Below are 23144 nucleotides of genomic sequence, written 5' to 3'. Positions count from 1 at the left end.
TTTTTGATTTTTATCGCTTTTTCAATAGCCTTTTCTCAATAGGTTGAGAAACCTTTAGTGGTGCTTTGGTACCAAATAGCGGATCAGGATTATAAAGAGCCTGAAAAAAGCCCAATGTAGAAGCATAGCTTGTCCACAAAGTCAAAGGAATATAAGAGATTGCGAGTTTTTTATCTGTACTCTTGGCGGCCAGTTGTAAGCTACGGGCAGCAATGATTGCGTCCCCTTTGGTCCAGAGCATTGCTAAAATCGGACTCTTCAGCCGGAAATAAACAATTCTAAAAGTCAGATAATCAAACCAGTGCATAACCTGCAGGTTCAGGAGTTGTTGGCGGTATGGAAAATGTCTACGGGTACTGAGCAGACGACGTCCACCCCATACCATGAATATGCTGAGGATGAACCATGCCGGACCAAATACCCAGGCAGGCGGTGCCCATTTAGGTTTTACTTCATCATCATAAAACTCTTCTGTCTCTTCGTTTGATGGTTTACTCGAAATTCCACCCAGGGCAGTCACTGCGATTAAAAAAAGTCCTGCTTTCCACCATTTGATTCTGGATGGGCGCTGGCTGGTTTTCTGCTTGATAAAATTCAGGATGAGTTTACTCTTTTTCATGATGAATATGCTTAATTCAAAAAATCAAAGTATGTGTGCGTACAATCTTAAAATACCCAAATGCAGGATTTTGTTTTGAAGAAATGATAAGGGGGGTGTTACGGTCAATCCCAGGGACAAAGCTGTGAGGTTTCATCAGTAGCCCGTACTAGCATGAGAATTTTTTCTCTCGGTACTTGTCGTAAGGGCGTTCTTTCAGTGATCAGTTCATTCCTTTGGCAATCTCTTCCATCGTTTTGCCACTCACCACACTTCGGTTTGCTGTTTTGACAGGATCAAAGTCAGGATTGGCATGCTCATCTTTCATTTTGGTGAGCAGCCAGTTGCCTGCCATACGGCCGCTTTTCATTTTAATGATGGCATAACCTCCCCGCAGCCTCTCTCCTTTTAAGAAGATCTCCACGTTACCCTGTTCGTAGCTATCTTCCAGGGAAATTTTATTGCCTTCCTTATCGGTTTTTAGATTGTCAAAACTCCCTTTATCCCAGATCATCACGGTGCCTCCTCCATATTCACCCTCAGGTATGGGGCCCTCAAACCAGGCATAGTCCATCGGATGATCTTCGGTTGGAATGGCCATACGTTTTATAGCAGGGTCATTGCTAGGACCTTTGGGTACCGCCCATGATTTCAGGGTACCGCCAATCTCAAGCCTGAAATCATAATGCAGGGTTGAGGCATCATGTTTCTGGATAACAAAAATGGGGGGGTGACCATCTTTTTTTAAGGTATTACCCTGTGGTTCATTCGTTCTTTTAAAATCCCGCTTGGCTTGATATTCATCCTGATTCATACTTAAATAATCAGATGGAGATTGCTTTTGTTAAGCCTAAGCAAAATTTTCACTCAAATACTTCATCATCATCTGCCACATACATACGGCTACTTTCAGTAAACACTCCACCATCAGGATCCTCATAAACCAAATCCATATAAAAAGCCTTAAAGCCTGAAGCGGGAAAACGCTCTTGTAGGAGAAATTCTGTTTTGTCTCCCACTTCCAGTTTTGTACTGCTCCACTTTTCATCCCGAAAGTCACGATCTTCAGAATCCGCCGACCAAAGAAGCGCTTCTACCAGTTTACCAGAAGTCGTACTTACTGAAAAGTTAACTCCCTCTTCCCTCTCGGAAATTTTCCACGCAAGCTCGGGGTACTCTGCTTTTTTAAGGGTGTAGCCAAAGAAGGCACTCAGTGACTGTAAAGCCAGGCTCTTATTACCCAGACCATGTCCGGCATTGGGCACATAAAGCAAATGGTTTTCACCGGGAATGCTGTCCAGGTAATTCCTGATCGCATCTACAGGCCAGTACTCATCATTCGTGCCATTGATAATCAGCTTGGGCATGTCGAGCTTTTCTCTGTAAGCATATGGATCTACCATAGTAGTAATGGTATCGCCTTTTCCGGTATTGAATTGCTGGGGAATGCCCAGCTCAACATAATCCTGAATCTGCGGGCTGTAATCATTCCAGGCTTCAATCTGGTAATTAAGGCTCACTGGCATATTCAAAACATCAATCACCATGGGCGCTATGGCTACCACACGATCATCCATGGCCCCGGTGAGCCAGGTGGTCCAGCCACGTTTGGAGGCACCAGACACCAGAAAACGATTGATCTCATGCCGCAGCGATTTACCTGAAAATTCCTGTACTGCATCCATGGCATTGACCGCAGATTTGACCATAGGAAATAAAAGCGGCCAGCTATAATCTTCATCACCCTGAAAGCTATGCAGCGTATATGAAATCAATGCATCTTCTTTCAGGTCATCGTAAAGCGGCTGGTTAGGCACCTGCCTTAAGATGGCCACAATAGCACTATTATTTGCCGCCATCCTGCTAAATGACTGTAATGTTTCATCATCTTCACTTTTCCAGTTTGGCGCTTCATCATTATTGCTTCCACCTGTGATAAACAGCAGTGCCCCATCGTATTGGTACTCTCTTGGTACTAAAACCGTTAGCTGATGGGCCCAGGTGTATTCTCTCCATTTTTGAGATGTAAGCTTAAGGTCAAAGGCCTGTACCTGTTCAAGCTGAAATGAATCCCTGACTTCCCAATGAAATACACTGTCCTGTGTTGACAAATAGCTTTTTAAGGCGGTCGCAGGAGTGACAGGTGCAGTTTCATCAGCCTGTTGCTGCCCACAGGAAGTCAGCATAAGATAAAAAAGAATATGTAAGATAGGGAGGCATAGTCTATGACTCATAAGCATATGATAAAAATGACTAATGATTTTGTTAATGCCGCAATGCATTTACTCTTGCTGCTTCACCCAGTCAGCATCTACACCCACATACTTAATGGTTTTAGCATCATCTTCCTGATCTTTGTGATGAAAGCTATAAATGATATGGATACGTCCATCCTTTCCCTGGATGATGGCAGGGTAATGACTTTGCGTAGCCTGCTCTCCCCTCATATCATGTTCCAGATGCCTGATGTAGGGCCAGCTTTTTCCTTCATCTTGTGATAATGCCAAAGCGAGGCTATGTCGTCCATCTTCAGTGTCGTTATACACCATCAGCCAGTCTCCATTTTGTAATGTGACCCCATCAAAGCCTGCCCCGGGATTGGGTAGTTCAGCATCCCGGGGAATAGACCAGTGCTCAGCACTATCGGAAGATACAGTATACTGCATACGGTAAGGCTCCGGTCCGTTATCTCTTAAATAAGCGACCAGCGTACCATCTTCTTTTTTCAATATGGTGGGTTGTATACCTATCCCACCTACTACCGGATTGCTGGCATGCCAGTGTTTACCCAGATCATCACTATAGGCAAAGATGGAAGCTTCTAATCCATCAGAATAAAGAGGAACAATGATTCTTTCGCCCATCAGGAATGGCTTGTTCTTGGTCTGCCAGCCAAGACGACGGGAGATGGGGTAACCCAATTCAGCAGAAGTGTATGAGTCTCCCTCATAGACTCTTCCACCCCTTACCATATTCTTGCCACTGGCCAGGCTATCTCGCATTACTTTCAACGCTTCCCATGCCTGTAGCTGAGCTTCGGCTTTTTCCTTAGGCAAGTGTGAAAGGATGGAATCTTTAAAGTAGCGCTCGTACTCCTCTGTCTGGGCATGAACCGCAGCTACAAAACGATCATCTGGCTGTATACCTCTTTCGGTCTTATCCCCGGGCTTCAGATGTAAATCTTCCTGCCAACTCCAGGCAGGGGCACCTTCCACTTCCGGATTTTCGCTGATACGATATTTGAGCAATGAAGTCTCCCACTGATTGGCGAGCACAGTGTACCACATCAGCCAGAGCCGGTCTTGCTGATCCATAAACATCATGGGATTGATGTCGGGAAACCCGGGGACATCAGCCAACATAAAAGTATCTGACCACACTTCCTCTCCTGTCTTTAGCCTTGCTCCCATAATGCGTACGTCGTCAGCCCAGCGTTCACCGGAGCCCTGAAACCAGGCGGCCAGCAAATCACCATTCCCCAGCTCAACCACAGTAGGGCCGTGTACGTGATCAGTTTGGTTAGGGAAGATTATGGATTCAGTCTTGGCACTGCTTTCACTATGTGTAGTGGAGGCATTTTCATCCCTGTTATCACAATTGACGCATAGTAACACTAGCAAAAAACTAGGCATGGTGAGTTTGATGTTCATGGCTTTATTCGGAAGTTAATGGAGCTTGAAACGCACGCTTTTTCGTAGCACTGATATGCGCGCAAGTCAGACAATCTGTAATCTTCAGTTTGCAATTATTGTTCTTTATTTACCCCTCAATTATTTGGTAATAACGTGCCATCCAATAGGGCAGCAGAAATTCCGCTCCGGTCAGCTCTCTCTTTCCATCACTACCACCGTCCATCTTGAACGGATTGGCATTGAAACGCATGATAGGCCTTTCTGCCTGGGGTAATAATTCTTTTGTCATCTGCTCTCTGAAGTTAGGTTCCAGAAATGTCAGGTCTTTGCGATGAGAATTTTTGACGGTATAACGGACCAGGTCCATCGGATAATCTTTCAGAAACCAAAGGGTAGATTCTTCATCAAAAGTACCTTCTGTAGCCAGCGTAATAAGATTCCAGACCGCATTACGTTCCGGTTTTTCTATTGCCCAGTGATTATGGATTGATTCTTCGTACACCTGCTTCAATGTGTCGTTAAAAGCATGGCGGTGGATCACCCAATACGTGAGAAAAGCCATCTCATCGTCGGAATGATTCCACCCCCCCTCGCCCATATTATGCCCTTCGTAAATGTAACCGGGTGTGGATTTGATCTCTTCCATGGCGATTTTGATGTTGTCGAGATAGCCATGCTCATTCATCATGCGGAACGCTTCCTCTTTATAGATTTCTTTTCCGGTGAGGTCATAGCCCAGCTGTAATCCAGCGATTAGGTGGAGACTTCCCAGTCGGCGGTCTCTTACGGTTCTGGGGTACCAATTGATGTACTCGGGGTTCCATCTACCCCAGAGGGTAGGCTTACCGTCTATGTCAACAAAGTAGTAATCATTTTCTATGATATGGCTAAGAATGGCATCCATAAAATCCGCAACTCTTTTTTTCTCGCTTTCTGTGTGAGAAAGAAATTCATCCATAAGCGAAGCTATATAGATGTAAGCGACAAACTCATCACTACTGGTATGTCCTTTCCACTCCCACTCAGGTTCCGGAGCATCACGCCAGCGGTCAGCATCGGATACTTTATACCCTTTACGCTCAAAAGTACGGGAAGGAAACCCTTCTAGCTGATTCACAGATAAGAGTCTTTCAAAGGCTTCAAAACATTCCCAGGCATTACGTCTCGCTTTTTCTTCGCCGGTTACTGCATATCGGAACACCTGACTTCCCAGATAAAAAGAAGACCATAAGCCGTCATTGTCTGTATCTATCATCTCAGCGGTAGCTATATTACCTGGTTCTGACAATCTCATTTCCGCGATAAAACCATAGCGGATATGTCTTTTTCTAATTTTATTCTCAAAATAGGCTGCTTTTTCTGCTAATGTCTGAGATTTAAATTTCACCTGATTCAGTCCAGTCTCAGTAAGCAGATACATATTCCCCTTACTATCAGCAGCCATGTCTATCACCTTATCCTGATCCAGCCAGCGCCTGGATGCATAATACCTGAAGCTTCCATCCTGCTGACGCATATAGGCGCCCTGATCACTAGCAGCCCAAAGACCGTCAGAAGTGGTAGTAAGTCCGGTAATTTCAGGCACTGGGACCTTGTTAAATTGCGTAAAGGTATGCGTGCCATCCAGACAGGAAATCCCGTAATAGCCATTGGAAGTCCCCAATACGATTTCATCTTCTCTGAAGGTCATGCTGCTCACCTCATCACCCTGGTGAAGGGGGCTTAGCTTTTCTCCTTCCAGCCTGTACAATTGCTTGTCACCCAGTACATAGAACTGTCCGCGATGCGTCTGTACATCTAAAATGTTCTCTCCGGGATGCTTCAGTTTTTTCATTTCTCCATTGGCATACTTTGCCATCGCTTTGGGACCTGATAAAAGGACCGCACCATTATGATTTACAGCCAGACGATCAAAAGTACCGGCAGTAAGGTTTCCGTGAGGAATCCCAGCATGGGCATTCGTCAACCACTGATCTTCGTACAGATAATACAAATAACCGGACTCTTCCTGTATGGCGATGTCTACTGGCTTTTTATCAGCCAGAGGACGATAACCTATGTTTTTCACCATTTCTCCTTCTATGATGCTAAGTAAGCCCTGGTCAGATAATACATGTACCACATCGTCATAATCCACCACTACTTTTTGTAATCTGGCGCCTTCTAAATCTTCAGATAAAGTAAATTTTACGGATACTGCTTGTTCAAAGGGCAGGTCAGGCTCGCCAGCATAAGTAGTGCTGGCTATAAGAAATAGTGATATGCTTAGAAGCAGGTATTTGACTTTCAGTTTTTGTGAACCGTTCCAGCCCGGTACTAACCGAAGTCCTGGAATAAGGCAAAGATTTTTCATTGGACTAACTTTATTTGGGGTAATTAATTTGGTTTTACTTATTCAGGCGGCCCCGTCTTGATTTGAGCTCCCGCCAGGTGGTCAGTTGAATATTATTATCTTTTAGGTATTGCTTGAGTCGGGGGTCCATCATGGCCAGCAGATCGCCTTTACGGGACAAACCTGAGCCTGATATTTTGGGAAATACTTCTGTAGGATCAGTACAATGTACGATGACCATAGTCACGCCGGGCCGCATATTTTCAAAAAGTTCTTTGAACTTCTGCACTTTCAGCTCATGAATATTTTGTTCATTTTTTTCTTTTCCTTCCGGTAAAGCCCAGTCTCCACTGATGGTATGCAGATCATCAAGTACCGGCAAGCCAGCCTTCCAGACCATCTCCCCTACGGTTTCAGCTTTGGAAACCGCTTCGGGCAAAGGCACTTCCATCCCTTCTTTATATTTACCAGCTTCCCTGAGCCTGCGTATGCCCTGCTCACGATACCCCTGCCTGAGCAAAGTATTATGTCCTCCGGGAATCATTACCGGAATGTCATAATCCACTCCCACTTTGACATATCTCCGGATAAATTCTTCGGTGGCAAAAAGCGTCCCCATATGAGAATCCAGATGCGTAGGCCGATAACCAAGCCTTAATGCACGTTCTACCTGCTGACGAATTTCCTGCTCCACTTCGTCAGGAGAAGCGTGGGTAGCGACCTGCTCAACCGTATGCCACATGGCCCCTTCTCCATCTACCAGACCGGGAACAGCAGGTATACCGCTCAGGGGGTGCCAACGATAATCTTTCCACTCCGAGGTAAGCGTAAGGTGTAAGCCAGCATCAGTCTCAGGATGATCTTTAGCATACTTGACGAAACTGGCTGCCCAGGGACAGGGCATCATAATACTTACCGAATTAGCGATGCCTTTTTCCATCGCCTGTATGGCCCCCTGGTTAGAGTCGTAGGACATACCGGCATCATCCACATGCATGATGAGCAGCTTCTGCCCAGCTTCCCACCCCAGCTTTTCGGCATAAGTTTGCGCTTCGGCTTTCAAGGAAAAGCCTAAGAAAAATATGATAGTTATTGATAAAGAGCGTTTCATGAGGGAATCAATTAGCGACTAGGAAGAGCTTACGGGTTTTTCCTGTAGATCTAAGAGCAGCTTTTCTAATGCTGATAGCTGTGCATAGTCAGGAATGATGACATGAGCACCGGCACGAATTAGTCTTTCTCGTTTGTGCTGGTTAAGCCCGTAGCGCCTCAGCTCATCGGAAGCAATGCCTACACATAAGGCACCTACTTTTCTACCTTCCCGGATCTCGGAGGGCCCATCCCCTATCACAATGATCTCTTCACCTTCAGCTTTTAATTCTTCTCTGAGATACCTCAGCACTTTGCGTTTGGCACTTTCTCCATCAGGCTTCGCGCCGTGTATGCCTCCATCAAATTCAGAAGCATAGCCCAGGTCAGTGGCCTCTTTAATCACAAATTCTTCGTCTGTACCACTTGCCAGATAAAGTTTAATGCCTCTTTCTTTAAGAAGTTGAATGAAATGAATGACACCCTTGATGGTAAAATTTTGAATATGCAGTTCCCCTTTCTGGAAGCGTAAGATCCTTTCCTCTACGTGTTGATTCAGGTAGTTAATAAACCTGGCTTTATACTGCTCGTCGCTTAATATATCCTCGCTGTGCATGTGCCCTTCACGATGCACTAATTCTACTAAACCCTGCATCTGTACAATGGTAGGGGCACCGGTAGTCTGGCTGATAAGCTGGTTTACTTTGGCTGAAAGCGCGGCACTTTCTTCATGGCTCATGGAAGAAAGCTTCTTTCCGGCAATACTGTCCAGCATCATATCGTGCATTAAAATTTCCCAGCCTTCACGGAGTACGGAGATGGTACCATCATGGTCCATGACTACATAGCGAGGCTTCTTTTCTCGTGCAAAGTGCTCTACAACTTCAATATCTGAATCTCCATAATACTTTGCCTTGGAAGGGTGCGCAGCCAAGAAATTATGATACACATAGGTACACTTTTCTTCCAGCGCCACAATCTCTTCAGGGGAAGCACTCCCTGTCTGTTGTAGTTTTCCTACAGTAATGGCGGAGGCCAGATTCGCAATTTTTAGGCTTTCAGCAATACTTACTTTGGCCGCAAGGCAGACTCCAAAAGTGCTGATGGCCGTATCACCTGCCCCTACCGGATCAGTTTGCCCATCATGCCATACTCCCGGAATGCTGTAGCTTTCTTTTCCATCGTAGTACATCATACCATTTTCACCTCTGGTAAGCAATACCGGAGCCTGCAGATGATCGCTCAGGGCAGCTGCCTTCTCTTGACAGGTCTCATCGTCACGCTCATCAATGGGTAGACTATCCAGAAGCCGGGTCGTCTCTTTGGTATTGGCTTTGAGTAGAATGCCCCTCAAGCCTGTGGCTACATTGCGCATATCAGCCATAAAGAGACAATGGGGAAAGCGCCGGGCCAGTTCATTCAGCTTCTGCACCATTTTTTCATCCAGTAGCGGGCGTACAAACTGCTGGTTGATGATGAGTAAATCCAGCTCAGGCAATTGTGCTTCCAAATGTTTAAGCACTTTCTCCTGCATCTCGGGATCAGGCTCGTTGTAAGAACCGAAATCCAGTCGGTTGTCTTCTTCCTTACCCATCATGGGTTTGACGTACGCACAGCTATGCCAGTTTTCTGCCTGTATCAACATGCCGCTGGTGTCTACCTTGCGGGAATTCAGCAGATACAGAAGCTCCCTTCCCCACAGATCGGCAGCCAGCAAACCAAAGGTTTTGATATCGGCTACACCCAACACACTCAGGTTTTTAACAATATTGCCTGCTGCTCCCAGGTAAGTTCTACATTCGCCGGCACGGTATACTTCTTTAGCCGTTTCCAATGAGATTTCTCCCGTTTCTTTGTCAATGGGATAGTAAACATCTACGGCAAAGTCTCCGATTACGCCTACGTTAAGCTTACGAATAGATTTAAAAATGTGATCGTATTGTTGATTTATCATAGGTTTAGGTTTTTATTGGAATCTGGAAACAGTATCTCGGAAGCCGAAATTTCCCGTTTCCGCCCTCCTGTATTAAGCCTTTTCTTTCATCTGCTGAATTGTCTTGGTTGTGGAGTAGCCATCAACGAAATCTATTAGAACTACCTCAATGGCAAACTCTCTACCCACTACATCTTCCAGTTTATAATCTCCTCCTTTGACCAGAATGTCTGGTTTGAGCTGTGATAATAATTCGTGGGGGGTATCTTCACCAAATTTGACCACATAATTTACACATTCCAGACTTTCCAGTATGTAAGCCCGGTCATCTTCATTGTTGATGGGACGACTCTCTCCTTTGAGCCGCTTTACCGACGCATCGGAGTTCAGTCCAATAACCAACAAATCACCCAATGAACGGGCTTTCCTCAGGTATGTCGCATGCCCACGATGGAGAATATCAAAGCAGCCATTGGTAAATACGATTTTTTTTCCGGCCATACGTTCTTCATCCAGCTTTATCAGGAGTTCAGGCAAGGCATATAGTTTACTTTCTTCCATGATGTTAATTTATAATACTACTTCAAATTTTTCCAGAAATTGCCGCATTGCTTCTTTTTCCAAATGATCTAATGGGGCGAGCGGAAGAGCTACAAAATCCTGACAAATTCCCATTTCTGTTAAGGCGAACTTAATGCCCTGTATGACGGTCTTACCTCCCTGATAAAGCGTGTGGCTGATGCGCATTACCTGCTCTTGCAATGCATTTACTTTCTGCACGTCACCGGCTTTTGCGGCATGATAAAGGCTCACGTACAATTGAGGGAAGGCGTTCGCTCCTCCATTGACCCCTCCATCAGCGCCCATCATCACCGCTTCCCCTAACAGTTCTTCCGGCCCGAGCAGGTAGGTTTTGTTAAAGCCCGCTCCCAGTTTATGCTTCATTTGATGAAAGGCCATCATGCTACAGCTACTATCTTTATAACCAGCGATCTGAGGATGATTCAGTAACCTGACCACTGTATCCTCTGAAAAGACATGTGGGCTGTGGCTTGGAATATTGTAGATATAAGTCGGTATGTTAATGGCCTCTGCCAGCTGCACCACATATTCATATAATGCCTCCTGAGCGCATGGAAAATAATAGGGCGGCGCTACAACTATACCGCTTACGCCAGCCTTTTCAGCTTTTCTTGAAAATGCTATCGCCTCTTCCAGACTGGTATCACTTACGCCTACCAATACGGGTAGCTGTCCTCTTACTTCCGAGATACACTGCTCCATGATATCATAGCGTAGCCGATAGCTTAAGCTGACTGCTTCTCCGGTAGTACCCAGCATAAAAAGCCCATGCACTCCCCCATCAATCACATGCTTGAGTAATTTGACCAAACCCATTTTATCCATGGTGTACTGGTCTAGCAAGGGAGTGGCAATAGGAGGAATAATTCCCTGTAATTTATTTGTATTATCTGCCTTCATATATTCTAACTCACTTTAATATCTTTTGCTTTCAAGGTAGTCCAGACAGTCAGACCATCTAACTCCTTTTTGTTTTTAATAAAAAAACTGAAAATATAGGCCAGGGCAATGAAAAGCAGGTTAACAATCACTCCTACCCAATAAGCCTGTATATCAATACTTATAGCTTCAGGCAGTATGCCCGTCAGGCTGATGCCCAGATACAGATTGATTGATACTGAAATGAGCAATGCCCATAACACTGCCCGGTAGCCTACGCGAGTGGTGAAAAAACCTATCATAAATAAACCTACCAGGCAACCTCCAAATACCGAAGAGACAATCCAACTGATATCATTGATACTTTCTTTTTCTATGACGCTGAAGAAAAAGGCTCCCCCCATCATAAGGAGTGAGACGCCTATGGCAATGTACCTTGCCATCCTCAGGTAGATAGCGTCAGCCTGCCCTTTCAACCAGTACGGTTTGAGAATGTCAACCACAGTGACCGTTGCTATAGCATTGATACTGGAGTCCAGTGTGGACATTCCTGCTGCCAATACTGCTGCTATAATTAATCCGGCAACCCCTGCCGGAAGCTGGCTCAAGATAAAATAAGGAAAGACCTGATCTGCTTCCATTGTGCTGATTACCGTTTCGGGAAAGACGGTGTAAAAGGCGAACAAAGTGGTACCTATAAAGAAAAATAAGGACCAGGTTGGTAAGGCCACTACTGAATAAATCAGGGTAGCTTTACGGGCTTCCCGCGTACTTTGGGAGGCGACATACCTTTGAATCACATTCTGGTCGCTGGAATACATGGCCAAAAAGTGAAAAATCCCGAGTAATGCCACTGTCCAGAATGTTCGCTCGTTCAGGTTCCATTCCATACTACCTGTACCAAACTTCTGATTCGCGTCAGCTATCTCAAAAACCTGAGTGAAACCCTCAGGTAGCTTATCAATCATCAGCACTAAACAAATAACCCCTCCAATCCACAGTACTATAGCCTGTATGACATCCGTCCAGATCACGGCATCTATTCCACCGATCACCGTATAAAAGGCAATAAACACGCCTACCAGCATGATGGTCGTTACGATCGGGATTCCGGTAAACAGATTGACAGGAATGGCTACCAGAAAAAGTATCTGACCAATGCGGATGATTTGCAAAATCAAAAAACTAACCGTACCGTACAAACGTGTGACCGGACCAAAACGGTCTCCCAGGTATTCAAAGGCAGAAGTGAGCTTTCCTCTACGGAAAAAAGGGATAAATACCACAATTGCCAATACCGCTGCCAGGGGGAGCATCAGATTAGAAATCAGTTGTCTCCAGTCAAGTGTATAGGCCGCTGCCGGAAATGCCAGAAAGGTTATAGAACTGATGGATGTACTTAGCATTGATAGTCCTATGACCCAGCCTTTGAAGGAACGGTTTCCTACAAAATATTCTTCAGTGCTATTGTTCTTTTTTGAAAAGTAATAGCCTAAACCTGCCATGGCTGCCAGGTATATAAGCAGCGTAACAATATCTAGTGCTCTGAATTCTACTCCCATATCACAAATCTGGTTTGAGCGCCCGGCAGATCAGTATGAACATTGATCAGAATAAGACTCAGTATAAAAATAATTACTACAGCGCCTGTGATGTAGCGATACCAAAGGTGAAAAGTAGGGGGTGAAACCGACCACTCCGCATTCTTTTTAAGACTAAAGCTGATACCCAGACCAATCAGAAGCAGATTTGCCCAGTACAGATACTCCTTTAAGTCGCCCCCATTTAGCCAATTGGCTCCCATGATATTACTTAGCATGATATACCATGCCAGATAAAGCATGCACAAGAGTAAGCCATCCTGATCACTCCAGCTTTTTACATTTTTGACTTTCTTGCGGTAGTAAAAGAGTAGAAAGCTCCCAAATACAAGCAGGCTTCCCCAGATAAGTATGTACTGAAAGTTGATCAAAGAACCCGGCGCTGCAACGCCTGTTCTTTCTGCTCTTCCTAAAAGCTTCTCGTAATCAAAAGCTTGAATGAGATTGATTACCGGCAATAGTACGGCCAAGAAGATCCATCCTAATCGGTTTGCCAATGGGTCTGGAGGGGCACTTTCAGACCATTTTTCAGCGAAGATGCCGTAAGCCATACCGAGTCCACCAAAGAAACCGAGGCTATACTCCATCACATTCCACCAGTTGAATGCAATATCAGTTGTGGAACCCACTACCTGGAGAAAATTTCCAAAGGCAAAGCCAAAGCCCGCGCCTAATCCTGAAAATAGTGCTACTTTCAGACTGTTATGATATTGATTGCGATAGGCATACCACCCCAGTGCCAAAGCCGCTCCCAGGCAGGCTGCCCAGAGTTCAGAACGAGGGGGTGTCATGAGCCATTCAAACTGGTAAATCAGTATTCCCCAGATCAGATAGCCACCAGCTACCATCTGCGTGATTAGAGATGCCCAGGACACTTTTTTTTCATGGGTAGATGCCAGAGAAAGTCCGGTGATCCCTCCCCCGATGAAGCCATAGAGACCTCCAATGATGAACAGACTCAGCAAACCGTAGCTTACGTTCAACATGTCTCCTCCCCTTCCGTAGCCTACAACCATTCCATAACTCATCATTCCTCCTACCCCCCAGCCTATCGCCCCCAGCGCTACTATTATGGGTAACTTTTTATACCAGTCCGCCCGTTTGGCGAGTACCAAAACTGTCAACACACCTATGCCTCCTGCCCATGCGGCACCGTGTTCATGCCCAAATTGCCCCCTTACCGCCCAGGCTGTTCCCAATGCCATCGCAACAAGTAGCAACTTCATTGTCATCGCAGATACTTTCATAGATCAGCGGGATTCAAATGCCAAGGGGCTGGATGGAATCTCATCCACTGTACCCATCCAAAAGGCAATTTTCTCTCTTTGCCAGGTATAGGTCACCGCTACGGTATCCCCGAAACTGATAATTGCCGGATAGGAAAACTCATCTTCCTCGCCACCTTCTTCAATATCCAGCATGCGTGGCCATGATTGACCATTGTCAAAAGATAGCGCAACGGACAATGGCGCTCTCGCTCCCCAGTTTTCGTCATCACGGTTGTAGGCCAGCGCCAGTGTGCCATTATCCAACTTGCTTACATCTATGCCACTATTGGGGTTAGGTAAATCAGTTTTATAAATTGGTGACCAACTTCTGCCATAATCTTCAGAGTCACTCCTGCAGATCATCCCTGCAGAACTGCGGAGCAGCATGTGCACCATGCCCGGTTCAGACTCCCACAATGTAGGTTGGATGACTCCCTCTTCCGCAATATTCTCTCTGTCTAGTGCCAAAAACTCAGAAGCTTCCCAGGTTTTTCCCTCATCGGTGCTGATGTCAACAAAAGCATTCCACACTTTATTTTTTTCGTCCGAAGCTCCTGCCAGCCAGTCACCATTAGACAGTATGATAGGCTTATTTCTTACCGGGCCTCTTCCTCCTTTATCTCCGGGCACTAACTCCTCTGCTTCGGTCCAGCTTTCTCCTCCATCGGTAGAGGTTATCAGCCAGGTCTCCCAGTAATCTATTTCTTTGCCTACTTTGAAGAACAAAAATACCTCACCATTTTCATCTTTAAAAAGTACGGGATTCCAATGCGGGTCTTCGCGAATTTTAGCTACTTCTTCCGGCGTGCTCCAACTTCCCGGCCTACCTTTAGAAAGCCAGATTCCTACGTCATCATTTTTTTCATGCTTACCCCCAAACCAGGCTACCAAAAAATTACCATCATCTAACCTTACCAAAGTAGAGGCATGGCATTGAGGAAATGGCTGTTCATCCCCAAAAATAAAATCACTGACAGGTAAGCTTTGATCTGCTGCAATTTGGGTGGCATCTGTTTGTTCAGTGTCCTGCGCTTGCTGTTGAGGGCTATTGCACGCGCCAAAAATCAGCATGTACAGCATCAGTTGTAAGAGAAATGATTTCCATTGCATAGGTTTCTGTAGTTTAATCAGTTGTTGTAATCTTGTGAAAAATAAAGGGGATAATTGAATATGCTATCCTTGGCTATCATGTTATAAGTTTAGCTTAATTATTCAATTTTCTCAGGGGTATCGGGAATTTTGTTAACCAGCTTGTTGGGTTTACCTTCATCCTTCAATAATTGAAAAGCGTCGTATAGTTCTCCCGTTGCTGTAAAAGCCTGATAAAGCAATTCATCTCCTTCAATGGTGATGGTCTGAAAAAGTTGGGTATATCCTGCTTTTCTTTCCATCCAGGGATCATTGGAGACCTCATACATTTTTGGTCCGGAAACAGACACGACGTACATCGTACCCGATGACTCAGATACTACCTGACTACCCGTTGCCACATTCTCTACCATACCTCTGCCATACGCATGGTCGTGTCCCTGTAAGACAATGTCTACCTTGTGCTTATCAACAATTGGCTTGAAATGTTCCCTGAGCTCCTGATTGTCACGGTTGGGTTTGGTGGAGTAAAAGGGATAGTGCAGGGTGATGGCCGTCCATTTTCTGGGGTCATTGGTAAGCACAGAATCCAACCACTGCTTTTGCGCGTTTCTGAAGTTTTCAGACTCGTCAATCTGTTCAGCATCCAGAGAGATGATCTTGAAATTTGGAAAGTTAATCTGATAGCAGGTTTCTTCAAGTCCCACCGGTCCATTGGCAGGAAGGTTAAACTGAGGTTTCCACTGAGGCGCCAACACTACATCTTCATACTCATGATTGCCAGGCGTCATGATACTGGGAACTGTTGCATGTATATATGAGCCGGCATGAAACCACCCTCCCCATTCTATGTCACGATTGTGTTCATTGATAAGGTCACCGGCATGCAACATAAAGTCAATCTCCGGCATCGTTTTGTAAGCTTCACGTATTACCCTTGACCACATAGATTTGACATCATTCTGAGCGTCACCAAAATAGAGAAAAGATAATGGCTCATGCTCTGGGTCTGGCAGATCAAACTGAAACCATTCACTCCAATGATCAGGAGAGCCTACCCGGTATACATATTTTTCTCCAGCCTGTAAATTATCCATCATTGCCGAATGATAAAGAGCAAGCACTTCAGGTTCATTTTCTGGTCTAACGCTTAACCTTTCACTACTGGCATTGATCCGGCGAATATTTTGAGTGAACTGGGGCCCATGTGTAGCCTTAGCTACTTCAACATAAGCTTCAGAAACAGTAGTATCGCTACGCCAGTTTACCGCCACAGAGGACAAAGGGTCATCAGCAAGGTTCAGTATGATTCTATCGGGTTCTGCTGAGGGAAAAAGCAGCTTGACATCCATGCCCAACCTCAGTGCAAGATCATGGTTATAGGTAGGTGAAGTTTTATCTACAAAAGGGGAGCCGGGCTGCGCTTTTAGTAGTTGGTTTGAAGCAATTGCCAGAACAGTGAGTAATAGAACAAATGTTTGTTTGATAATCATTATATGGGTTTAGGTTTCCTCAATTTAATAAATGTAAAGCTCATTCAAAGCATGAGAAGCGAAACCTGATTGTTCCGCTTCTCTATGTGTATATATTTCTCTAAACTGATATTACCAGGGAGCATTGGTGCCCTGAAGAAGCCACATCTTAGACCAGGGGCTATCAGCTCCGACTGAGCCTGAGTATTGTGTTACTTCCAATCTGTCAATAGCACTGTTCACATTGGATGTATTGTTATTGAGTTCATCATTTCCATAAGGATAACGAAGTGCAACGACAGGTTGGTCAGAAGCCGGCCCTACCTCCAGGGCGGGGAAACCAGTTCTACGGTAATCATTCCATGCCTCAGTAGCGGCTGTCCAGCTAGCCACCCATTTTTGGGTAATAAGTTGTTCTAATGTTCCGTCAAAAGCAACTCCGGGCTGGGCGATAAAGGCATCATATTCATCACCTTTGCCCCAGGTATTTAATGACTGCTGAATGGCGTTATTGTAATGTTCTTCCGCGCTCCCTACGTTCCAACCTTTGAGCGCAGCTTCTGCAAGAATAAAGCTTACTTCAGCAGCTGAAATAATTCTGGCTTTCAATATGTCACCAGGAGAACCTGCTGTGGCATAAATAGGTGCGAGCTGTGATACATGCTGGTTGCGAATGCCCTGACCGGGATCAGGATTGCCATTGTATGACTCAGGCAAGACTAATCCGGGAGGCAAACCTACATACAATCCAGTATCATAAGTTACCTCATCAGGATCAAAATGACGGGTGAATTTAGTATCACGCATATCCATAAACTCCAGATAGGTGTAAGTCACTGAGCCATCGGCTACAAACTCACCATCAGCTCTGATCACGCTGTCTACTGCTACTGACAGGTCCGGATCAGCTACCCACTGGACTGCTACAGGGTCAAACCAAACAGAAATACGGGGATCATCAGTACTTACCATCTGATCCACTAAGGTTTCACAGGCCTGCCATCTGGTGAACGCATCCACATCTGTATAAATTGAAGGCCATACGTCATCTGACCCTCCGGTATAATCCAGTGTCACATCCTGATCAGCGGACTGCAAATACATGCCGCTATTGTATACCTCTTCAATGCCCTGCCGGGCCATATCCGGCATTTTTGCGGAAACACGCATATAATACCTAAGTAATAATGAATTCGCAAAACGCTGCCACATTTCCGCATCACCTCCGAAGTAAAGGTCTGCCGAGCTGTTGACTACATCGGTTTCGGCATTTTCAAAGATGGCAGCGGCGGTTTTAAGATCAGCCAGGATACCGTTGTAAATCACTTCCTGGCTATCAAATATAGGATACTCATTGGCTTCACCGCCCTCATCCCCTTTTACCGCATTGGTGTAAGGTGCATCCCCCCAGATGTCAGTGACATTACCATAAATAAATGATTTCATGGTAAGCGCCACACCTTCAAAAAAGGGATATTCCAATTCTATTGCACGTTCTTCCATCAGATCGTTGGTTCTTAACATGCCATACCAACCGTTCCAGTCCGAGGCACTCCATGCGTAATGGTTATGTGCCGAATACCAGCCGTCCTTCTGTGTATGCTGTACCGCGCCAGCCATGTTTTCAAAACCTAATTGTAGATAATCCTGTGCAGCGGGAGCTAAAACCGCAGGCATCAGCAAGTTAGGATTGGCAGTAGAGGGATCAATTCCGTTGGGATTTACATTGATCTCGCTCAGCGTATCATCGCATGCTGAGATGACGAAGAGTGCCAGCAGTGCGATCATTGTCTTTTTGATATCTAATATATTCTTCATCATTTAAGATTTAATGTTCATGTTAGAAGTTGAAGTTTAACTTAAAACCAATTGGCATGCTCCAGGGCATCACGTTCTGTCTTTCCATACCCTGTCTGAACTGACTCTGAGTATCTCCCTGCGTACCATTATGTGCCTGAAACGCTCGCTCAGGATCAATACCAATATCAGCAGCTGTCCAGAGCATAATATTTCTGCTATAGATCGCGATTGAAGCATTGCTGATTCTACCTAAATCTGGAATTCGGTAGGCGAGCGAAAGTTCTCTCAACTTAATAAAAGAAGCATCAAAGGTAACCTGCTCGTTAAAATCCCAAGGATAGGTATTGGTGATTGGATATACGTTAGTACCCGGACCGCCCAGATGTTCCACATATTCATCATCACTGAAATCGTCAGGAGTATCCGCACCAGATGTTTGGATTACACCCGGGACAAAAGCACCGTCAGTACCATCAGCATCTATCGGGAAACCACCGGTCTCGGCAGTATGCCCCCCTACTCTTGGGTAGTTGCCTGCCTGGGGAATAATATACTTTTCAGGATTAGATTTCAGCATGGCGATTAGCTCGTCAGCAGTATATAATCCACCGGGTATCAGGTTGTCTAACTGACGCTGCGACTTCCAGTCAGACTCACCATAACGATAGGTAAATGACATAAACTCTCCACCTTTACGCCAGTCCAGACTGGCACCGAGCGTAAATCTCTTGAAGCTTACTGAAGTCTGCATACCCATCAGGAAGTCAGGGTTGAAGTTACCCACATGACGCATATTCTCTCTTCCGGAAAGCTCTATCCATCCTCCATTTTCACTCAGTACCGGCCAGCGGTAGTAGGGAGAATTTTCATCTTTCACATAGGCATAACCAGCACTATAGATATCTCCAATTTCCTCTCCTACTCCGGTGATAGCTCCCCCTCCGTTTTCTCCCCATAAGGTGATAAAGTCTAAATTTTCACTGAGTTCTTCTACGGTTGTGGTGTTCTTACTCCAGTTAAAATCCACATTCCAGGTCCAGCCATCTCTTTCTATTGGAGTAGCACCCAGCGTAAACTCCCATCCTTTACTGCGGATAAGCCCTGCATTGATAAACTTGCTACTGAAGCCCGAAGACTGAGGCAGGTTGATAGCAAAAATCTGGTTTTCGTTATCGATGGTGTAATAAGTACCACTGAACCTGATTTTATTGTTGTACATATTTAAATCTATGCCTGCTTCCATAGAAGTAGCCTGTTCTGGCTTTAAGTCAGGGTTCAGCAGTCCGGAAGGCACACTCACGGTTGTCACCGTATTATAATTGCCAGTGCTCAAAGATGGTTCAAGCCGATACGGGTCAGTATCATTACCTACCTGCGCCCAACCTGCTCTCACTTTCAGCATGGAGACAGCTTCCGGCATATCAAAGGTATAATTCGCTAACCAGCTGACTGAAGCAGAAGGGTAAAAGTAAGAACGATTGCTTTCAGGCAAAGTACTGGACCAGTCATTTCTACCTGTCAAATCCAGATACAGTTGATCCTGAAATCCTATTGATGCTAAAGCATACAAGCTGTAGATAGATTTTTCGGCAATATTGCTGCCCACGCTAATATTATCCAAGGGTATGTTACCAACATTGTACACTCCAGGTATCACTAAACCATTGTTTCTGTTTCCTCCTGAACCTATATTGGAACTGAAGTAGTAACGGTTCATAATATTACCGCCCACCGAAAAGTTGATGTCAAACAATCCCGCATCCGTATTATAAGTAGCGAGGAAATCAGTATTTGATTCCTGAGATGTGATATCTGTTAAGAAGTACCCGCCTCTGGCTCCCCGGCTGTAGCTGAAAGGAATCTTGGTTTCTCTATTCTCATTGACACGATCTAAAGAGTAGCGTGCCTGGAGGGAAAAGTTATCGGTAAAATCGTAATTCAGGGATAAGTTTCCGTAGATTCTATCTCTTACAAATGCGTTTTCAATGCCATAGGCAACAAAGTAAGGATTGTCTCCCGCATCGGTTCTGATCTGTTGTATCTCTTCCTGACCATCTACCCAGATATCCTTCATCTCATCGTAATTAACATAAGATGAAGCATATACTGCTTCCAGGGGGTTAGCCCTGCGGTCACCGGTACTTGGCCTATCGTTGGAATGTGTACGCCCAATATTAACATTGGAACGGAATGTAAGCTTATCTGTGATGCTAAAGTCAACATCCGTAGAAAGGTTATTTCTGTAAAGATCAGAATTTGGAATCATGCCTTTATGAAGCATATTGGAATAGGATACCCTGAAGCTACCTTTTTCATTTCCTCCACTCACTGCGACATTATTATTAGAAGTAACTCCAGTCTGAAGAAAGTCCTTCATGGCATTCGGATAAGACTTTAACTCAGTGGGAATAGGCACGCCGTTTTCATCCACCGGACTGTTCCATTGTACCGTTGTAACGCCATCGTCAAGATTGGGCCCTCCCCAATAGGCAGAACCTTCATTGAACACACCATTACGCTGTCCGTTGGCGTATTTGTAGTGGAAATCCAACAGACGGGTAGGCTGCTCAAACACATTGGAAGTGGAAAATGAAACCCCCAGTTTTTGATTTTTTGCTCCTGACTTGGTGGTGATGAGGATGACTCCATTACCCGCACGTGTACCATACAAGGCTGCCGCACTGGGTCCTTTGAGCACGTTGATACTTTCTATGTCGTCGGGATTGATATCTGATATCGCATTACCATAGTCAACCTGGTTTCCATCTCCGTTTTGGGAGATATTATTCAGGCTATTGGACATGGGGACCCCGTCAACTACGAAAAGTGGTTGGTTGTCAGTAGTCAATGAAGTGGCGCCTCGGATAATGACACTCATGGAGGAACCTGGTCCGCTGGTCTGATTGATCGTAACACCGGGAACTCTACCGGCTAATGAGCTTAGCACATTTTCCTGAGATACCTGACGAAGTTCTTCGCCTTCTACATTGGCTACATCGTAGCCCAGCGAGCGTTCTTCGCGTTCAATACCCAAGGCGGTAACGACTACTTCGGACAACTCTCTCAAATCAGTTTGTAAGACGATGTCAAATGTCTGGCGATCTCCAACCTCTACTTCCTGGCTTTGGTAACCGATAGAACTAAATACCAAAACAGATGATGCCCCCTCTACACTTAGCGAAAAATTCCCTTCAACGTCTGTTATGGTACCATTACTGGTACCTTTTTCCAGCACGTTGATACCTGGTAAGCCTTCTCCTCCTTCTCCAGTTACTTTGCCTTGTACGTTGATGCGTATCGCTCTATTGATAGAAGGCAGAGGAGTCTGCCCTCCCAGATGTACCAAAAAGTCTCTGGGCTTCACTGCTTTTTCCCTATTAGGCGGACTAACAGGGCGGATCACATAATCAATTTTTCCAATCTTCTTGTACTCAAGGCCGGAGCCGGAAAGTACATCTTTTAAAGCTTTTTCAGGATTTCCGGAGGCTTCAAAATTTATGTCAGAAGAAACCTTGTGACGTGTTATTTCCTCCTCGCTGTAATTCAGGCTGATCTGGTACTGATTGGCGATTTTAGTAAGGGCTTTTTTGAGTGTCACTTTATGGGATACTCCATCCTGTGGCAAACTTGCATCTGCGGTTAGCCCTAAGCTATTCAGGTTTTGGGCAAACAGTTGTATCGGAAGGCTAAATGCGGCTAGCAGTAGAAGCCTCCTGATGTAAATTGATAGATAGAATAGTTTCATACTCGCGTTGGTTAGGGTTGATAAAGGTTTTTGGGTGATGGTATACTAAGGTTGCTCATGTTGTTGAATTATGATTTGTTGGTTATTTAATTTTGCTTCAAAATCAAAGCTCTCTGTAAGTGCCAGCAATAGTATAGAAATATCATCAGTTGGGCAGGAGCCGGTAAATTTCAGGTCAAGCCATTCCTCATTCGTTACTTTCACTTCATAACCATATATGTCTTGCAGACGCTGTGCTATATTTCTGATATCTTCATTTTCAAAAATGAGGCGGTTCTCTTTCCATGATGAATATACTTTAGGGTTAACCTGTCTTTTGACAAGCTTCTTTTGTTTGCCTAAGGTTGCCATCTCACCAGGTTCCAGAAACATAGCTTCAACATTATCGGCCTGGCTAAGCTGATTCAACTTAACTTTACCTGTATTTAATACCACCTGCGTTTCTCCATGACGGGCCTGTACATTGAAAGTAGTGCCTAATACCTCTACGTCCAGTTGCTCAGTATGCACAATAAAGCGACCGTCTGCAGCATCTGGCATTTTGACAACATCAAAGAATGCTTCACCTTCTAGCCATACTTCTCTTAGCTGGTTTTCAGTCCATTCATTGCTTATCCTCAGGCTTGAATTCGCGTTTAATTGAACGACAGTTCTATCCGGTAACAGGACCTCATACTGCTCACCAAAATCGGTAATATATTCCTGATAAGGGGTATAAAAAGCAAAACGCCACATTAAGTAACCCGCAAGCAGCAAAAAAGTCATCGTGGCAGCCACCGAAAGATATATACCCAGATAGCCCTTATTCATGTCTTCATGCTTACTGGATTTCACTTTTTGCATCACCTTTTTTTTGACCTCCTTTTGTTCTTCTTCGGTAGGTGATGCAGCATGAAAACTAAGAAATGCTACGATACTTTTAGCCTGAGCAATAGTGTCAGCTTTCTCAGGATATTTTGCTAACCAGTTTTCCCAAAATAGATTGGTATCTTCATCGGCTTGTTTCACCCACCGGATGAATAAAGGGTCTGCTGCAAAATCATCCACATCGTAGTGATAGTAGTCCATAAGGCTAATTGTAAAGTAGTGGTTCTACTGTAAGGAGACATGGACGTCGCAGATGC

Annotated in this window: 16 protein-coding genes; all 16 read right to left on the bottom strand. The window is 45.0% G+C overall.

Annotated features, from left to right (window positions below; genetic code table 11):
• Positions 1-10: 10 nt before the first annotated feature.
• The gene (locus OKW21_RS09235) at positions 11-619 is read right to left on the bottom strand and encodes a TspO/MBR family protein (RefSeq protein WP_277479132.1); all 609 of its coding nucleotides are present in this window, start codon (positions 617-619) and stop codon (positions 11-13) included.
• Positions 620-821: 202 nt separating this feature from the next.
• Positions 822-1412: a DNA polymerase ligase N-terminal domain-containing protein gene (locus OKW21_RS09230; RefSeq protein ID WP_277479131.1), complete on the bottom strand. Its 591-nt coding sequence runs from the start codon at positions 1410-1412 to the stop codon at positions 822-824.
• Between the two features lie 49 nt (positions 1413-1461).
• Positions 1462-2832, bottom strand: coding sequence for a PhoPQ-activated pathogenicity-related family protein (locus OKW21_RS09225; RefSeq protein WP_277479130.1), 1371 nt, complete (start codon positions 2830-2832; stop codon positions 1462-1464).
• 48 nt (positions 2833-2880) lie between these two features.
• Positions 2881-4248 (bottom strand): sialidase family protein, encoded by a 1368-nt coding sequence (locus OKW21_RS09220; RefSeq protein WP_277479129.1) that lies wholly within the window; start codon positions 4246-4248, stop codon positions 2881-2883.
• Positions 4249-4357: 109 nt separating this feature from the next.
• Positions 4358-6583: a hypothetical protein gene (locus tag OKW21_RS09215; protein ID WP_277479128.1), complete on the bottom strand. Its 2226-nt coding sequence runs from the start codon at positions 6581-6583 to the stop codon at positions 4358-4360.
• A 34-nt stretch (positions 6584-6617) separates the two neighbouring features.
• Positions 6618-7673, bottom strand: a complete 1056-nt coding sequence (locus OKW21_RS09210) for a polysaccharide deacetylase family protein (protein WP_277479127.1) — start codon at positions 7671-7673, stop codon at positions 6618-6620.
• An 18-nt stretch (positions 7674-7691) separates the two neighbouring features.
• Positions 7692-9605, bottom strand: a complete 1914-nt coding sequence (locus tag OKW21_RS09205; RefSeq protein ID WP_277479126.1) for a PfkB family carbohydrate kinase — start codon at positions 9603-9605, stop codon at positions 7692-7694.
• Between the two features lie 72 nt (positions 9606-9677).
• Positions 9678-10145, bottom strand: a complete 468-nt coding sequence (rfaE2, locus tag OKW21_RS09200) for a D-glycero-beta-D-manno-heptose 1-phosphate adenylyltransferase (protein WP_277479125.1) — start codon at positions 10143-10145, stop codon at positions 9678-9680.
• Positions 10146-10154: 9 nt separating this feature from the next.
• Entirely contained in the window at positions 10155-11066 is a 912-nt protein-coding gene (locus tag OKW21_RS09195) for a dihydrodipicolinate synthase family protein (RefSeq protein ID WP_277479124.1), read from the bottom strand.
• 5 nt (positions 11067-11071) lie between these two features.
• Entirely contained in the window at positions 11072-12607 is a 1536-nt protein-coding gene (locus tag OKW21_RS09190) for a sodium:solute symporter family protein (RefSeq protein WP_277479123.1), read from the bottom strand.
• Complete coding sequence (locus OKW21_RS09185) at positions 12598-13893, bottom strand: hypothetical protein (RefSeq protein ID WP_277479122.1); 1296 nt, start codon at positions 13891-13893, stop codon at positions 12598-12600. Before OKW21_RS09185 ends, OKW21_RS09190 begins: the two co-directional genes overlap by 10 nt.
• A 3-nt stretch (positions 13894-13896) precedes the next feature.
• A complete protein-coding gene (locus OKW21_RS09180; RefSeq protein ID WP_277479121.1) occupies positions 13897-15024 on the bottom strand; it encodes a sialidase family protein in 1128 nt (375 codons plus the stop codon).
• Between the two features lie 98 nt (positions 15025-15122).
• A complete protein-coding gene (locus tag OKW21_RS09175) occupies positions 15123-16496 on the bottom strand; it encodes a purple acid phosphatase family protein (protein WP_277479120.1) in 1374 nt (457 codons plus the stop codon).
• Positions 16497-16607: 111 nt separating this feature from the next.
• A complete protein-coding gene (locus tag OKW21_RS09170; protein WP_277479119.1) occupies positions 16608-18293 on the bottom strand; it encodes a SusD/RagB family nutrient-binding outer membrane lipoprotein in 1686 nt (561 codons plus the stop codon).
• Between the two features lie 22 nt (positions 18294-18315).
• Positions 18316-22020 (bottom strand): SusC/RagA family TonB-linked outer membrane protein, encoded by a 3705-nt coding sequence (locus tag OKW21_RS09165; protein WP_277479118.1) that lies wholly within the window; start codon positions 22018-22020, stop codon positions 18316-18318.
• A gap of 45 nt (positions 22021-22065) precedes the next feature.
• On the bottom strand, positions 22066-23088 hold the full coding sequence (locus OKW21_RS09160) for a FecR family protein (RefSeq protein WP_277479117.1): 1023 nt from the start codon (positions 23086-23088) through the stop codon (positions 22066-22068).
• Positions 23089-23144: the final 56 nt, after the last annotated feature.

This window comes from Catalinimonas alkaloidigena, assembly GCF_029504655.1.
In the GTDB taxonomy this organism is placed as follows: domain Bacteria; phylum Bacteroidota; class Bacteroidia; order Cytophagales; family Cyclobacteriaceae; genus Catalinimonas; species Catalinimonas alkaloidigena.
Note: the sequence above shows the minus strand (reverse complement) of the source record. Positions and strands in the feature narration are given on the sequence as shown.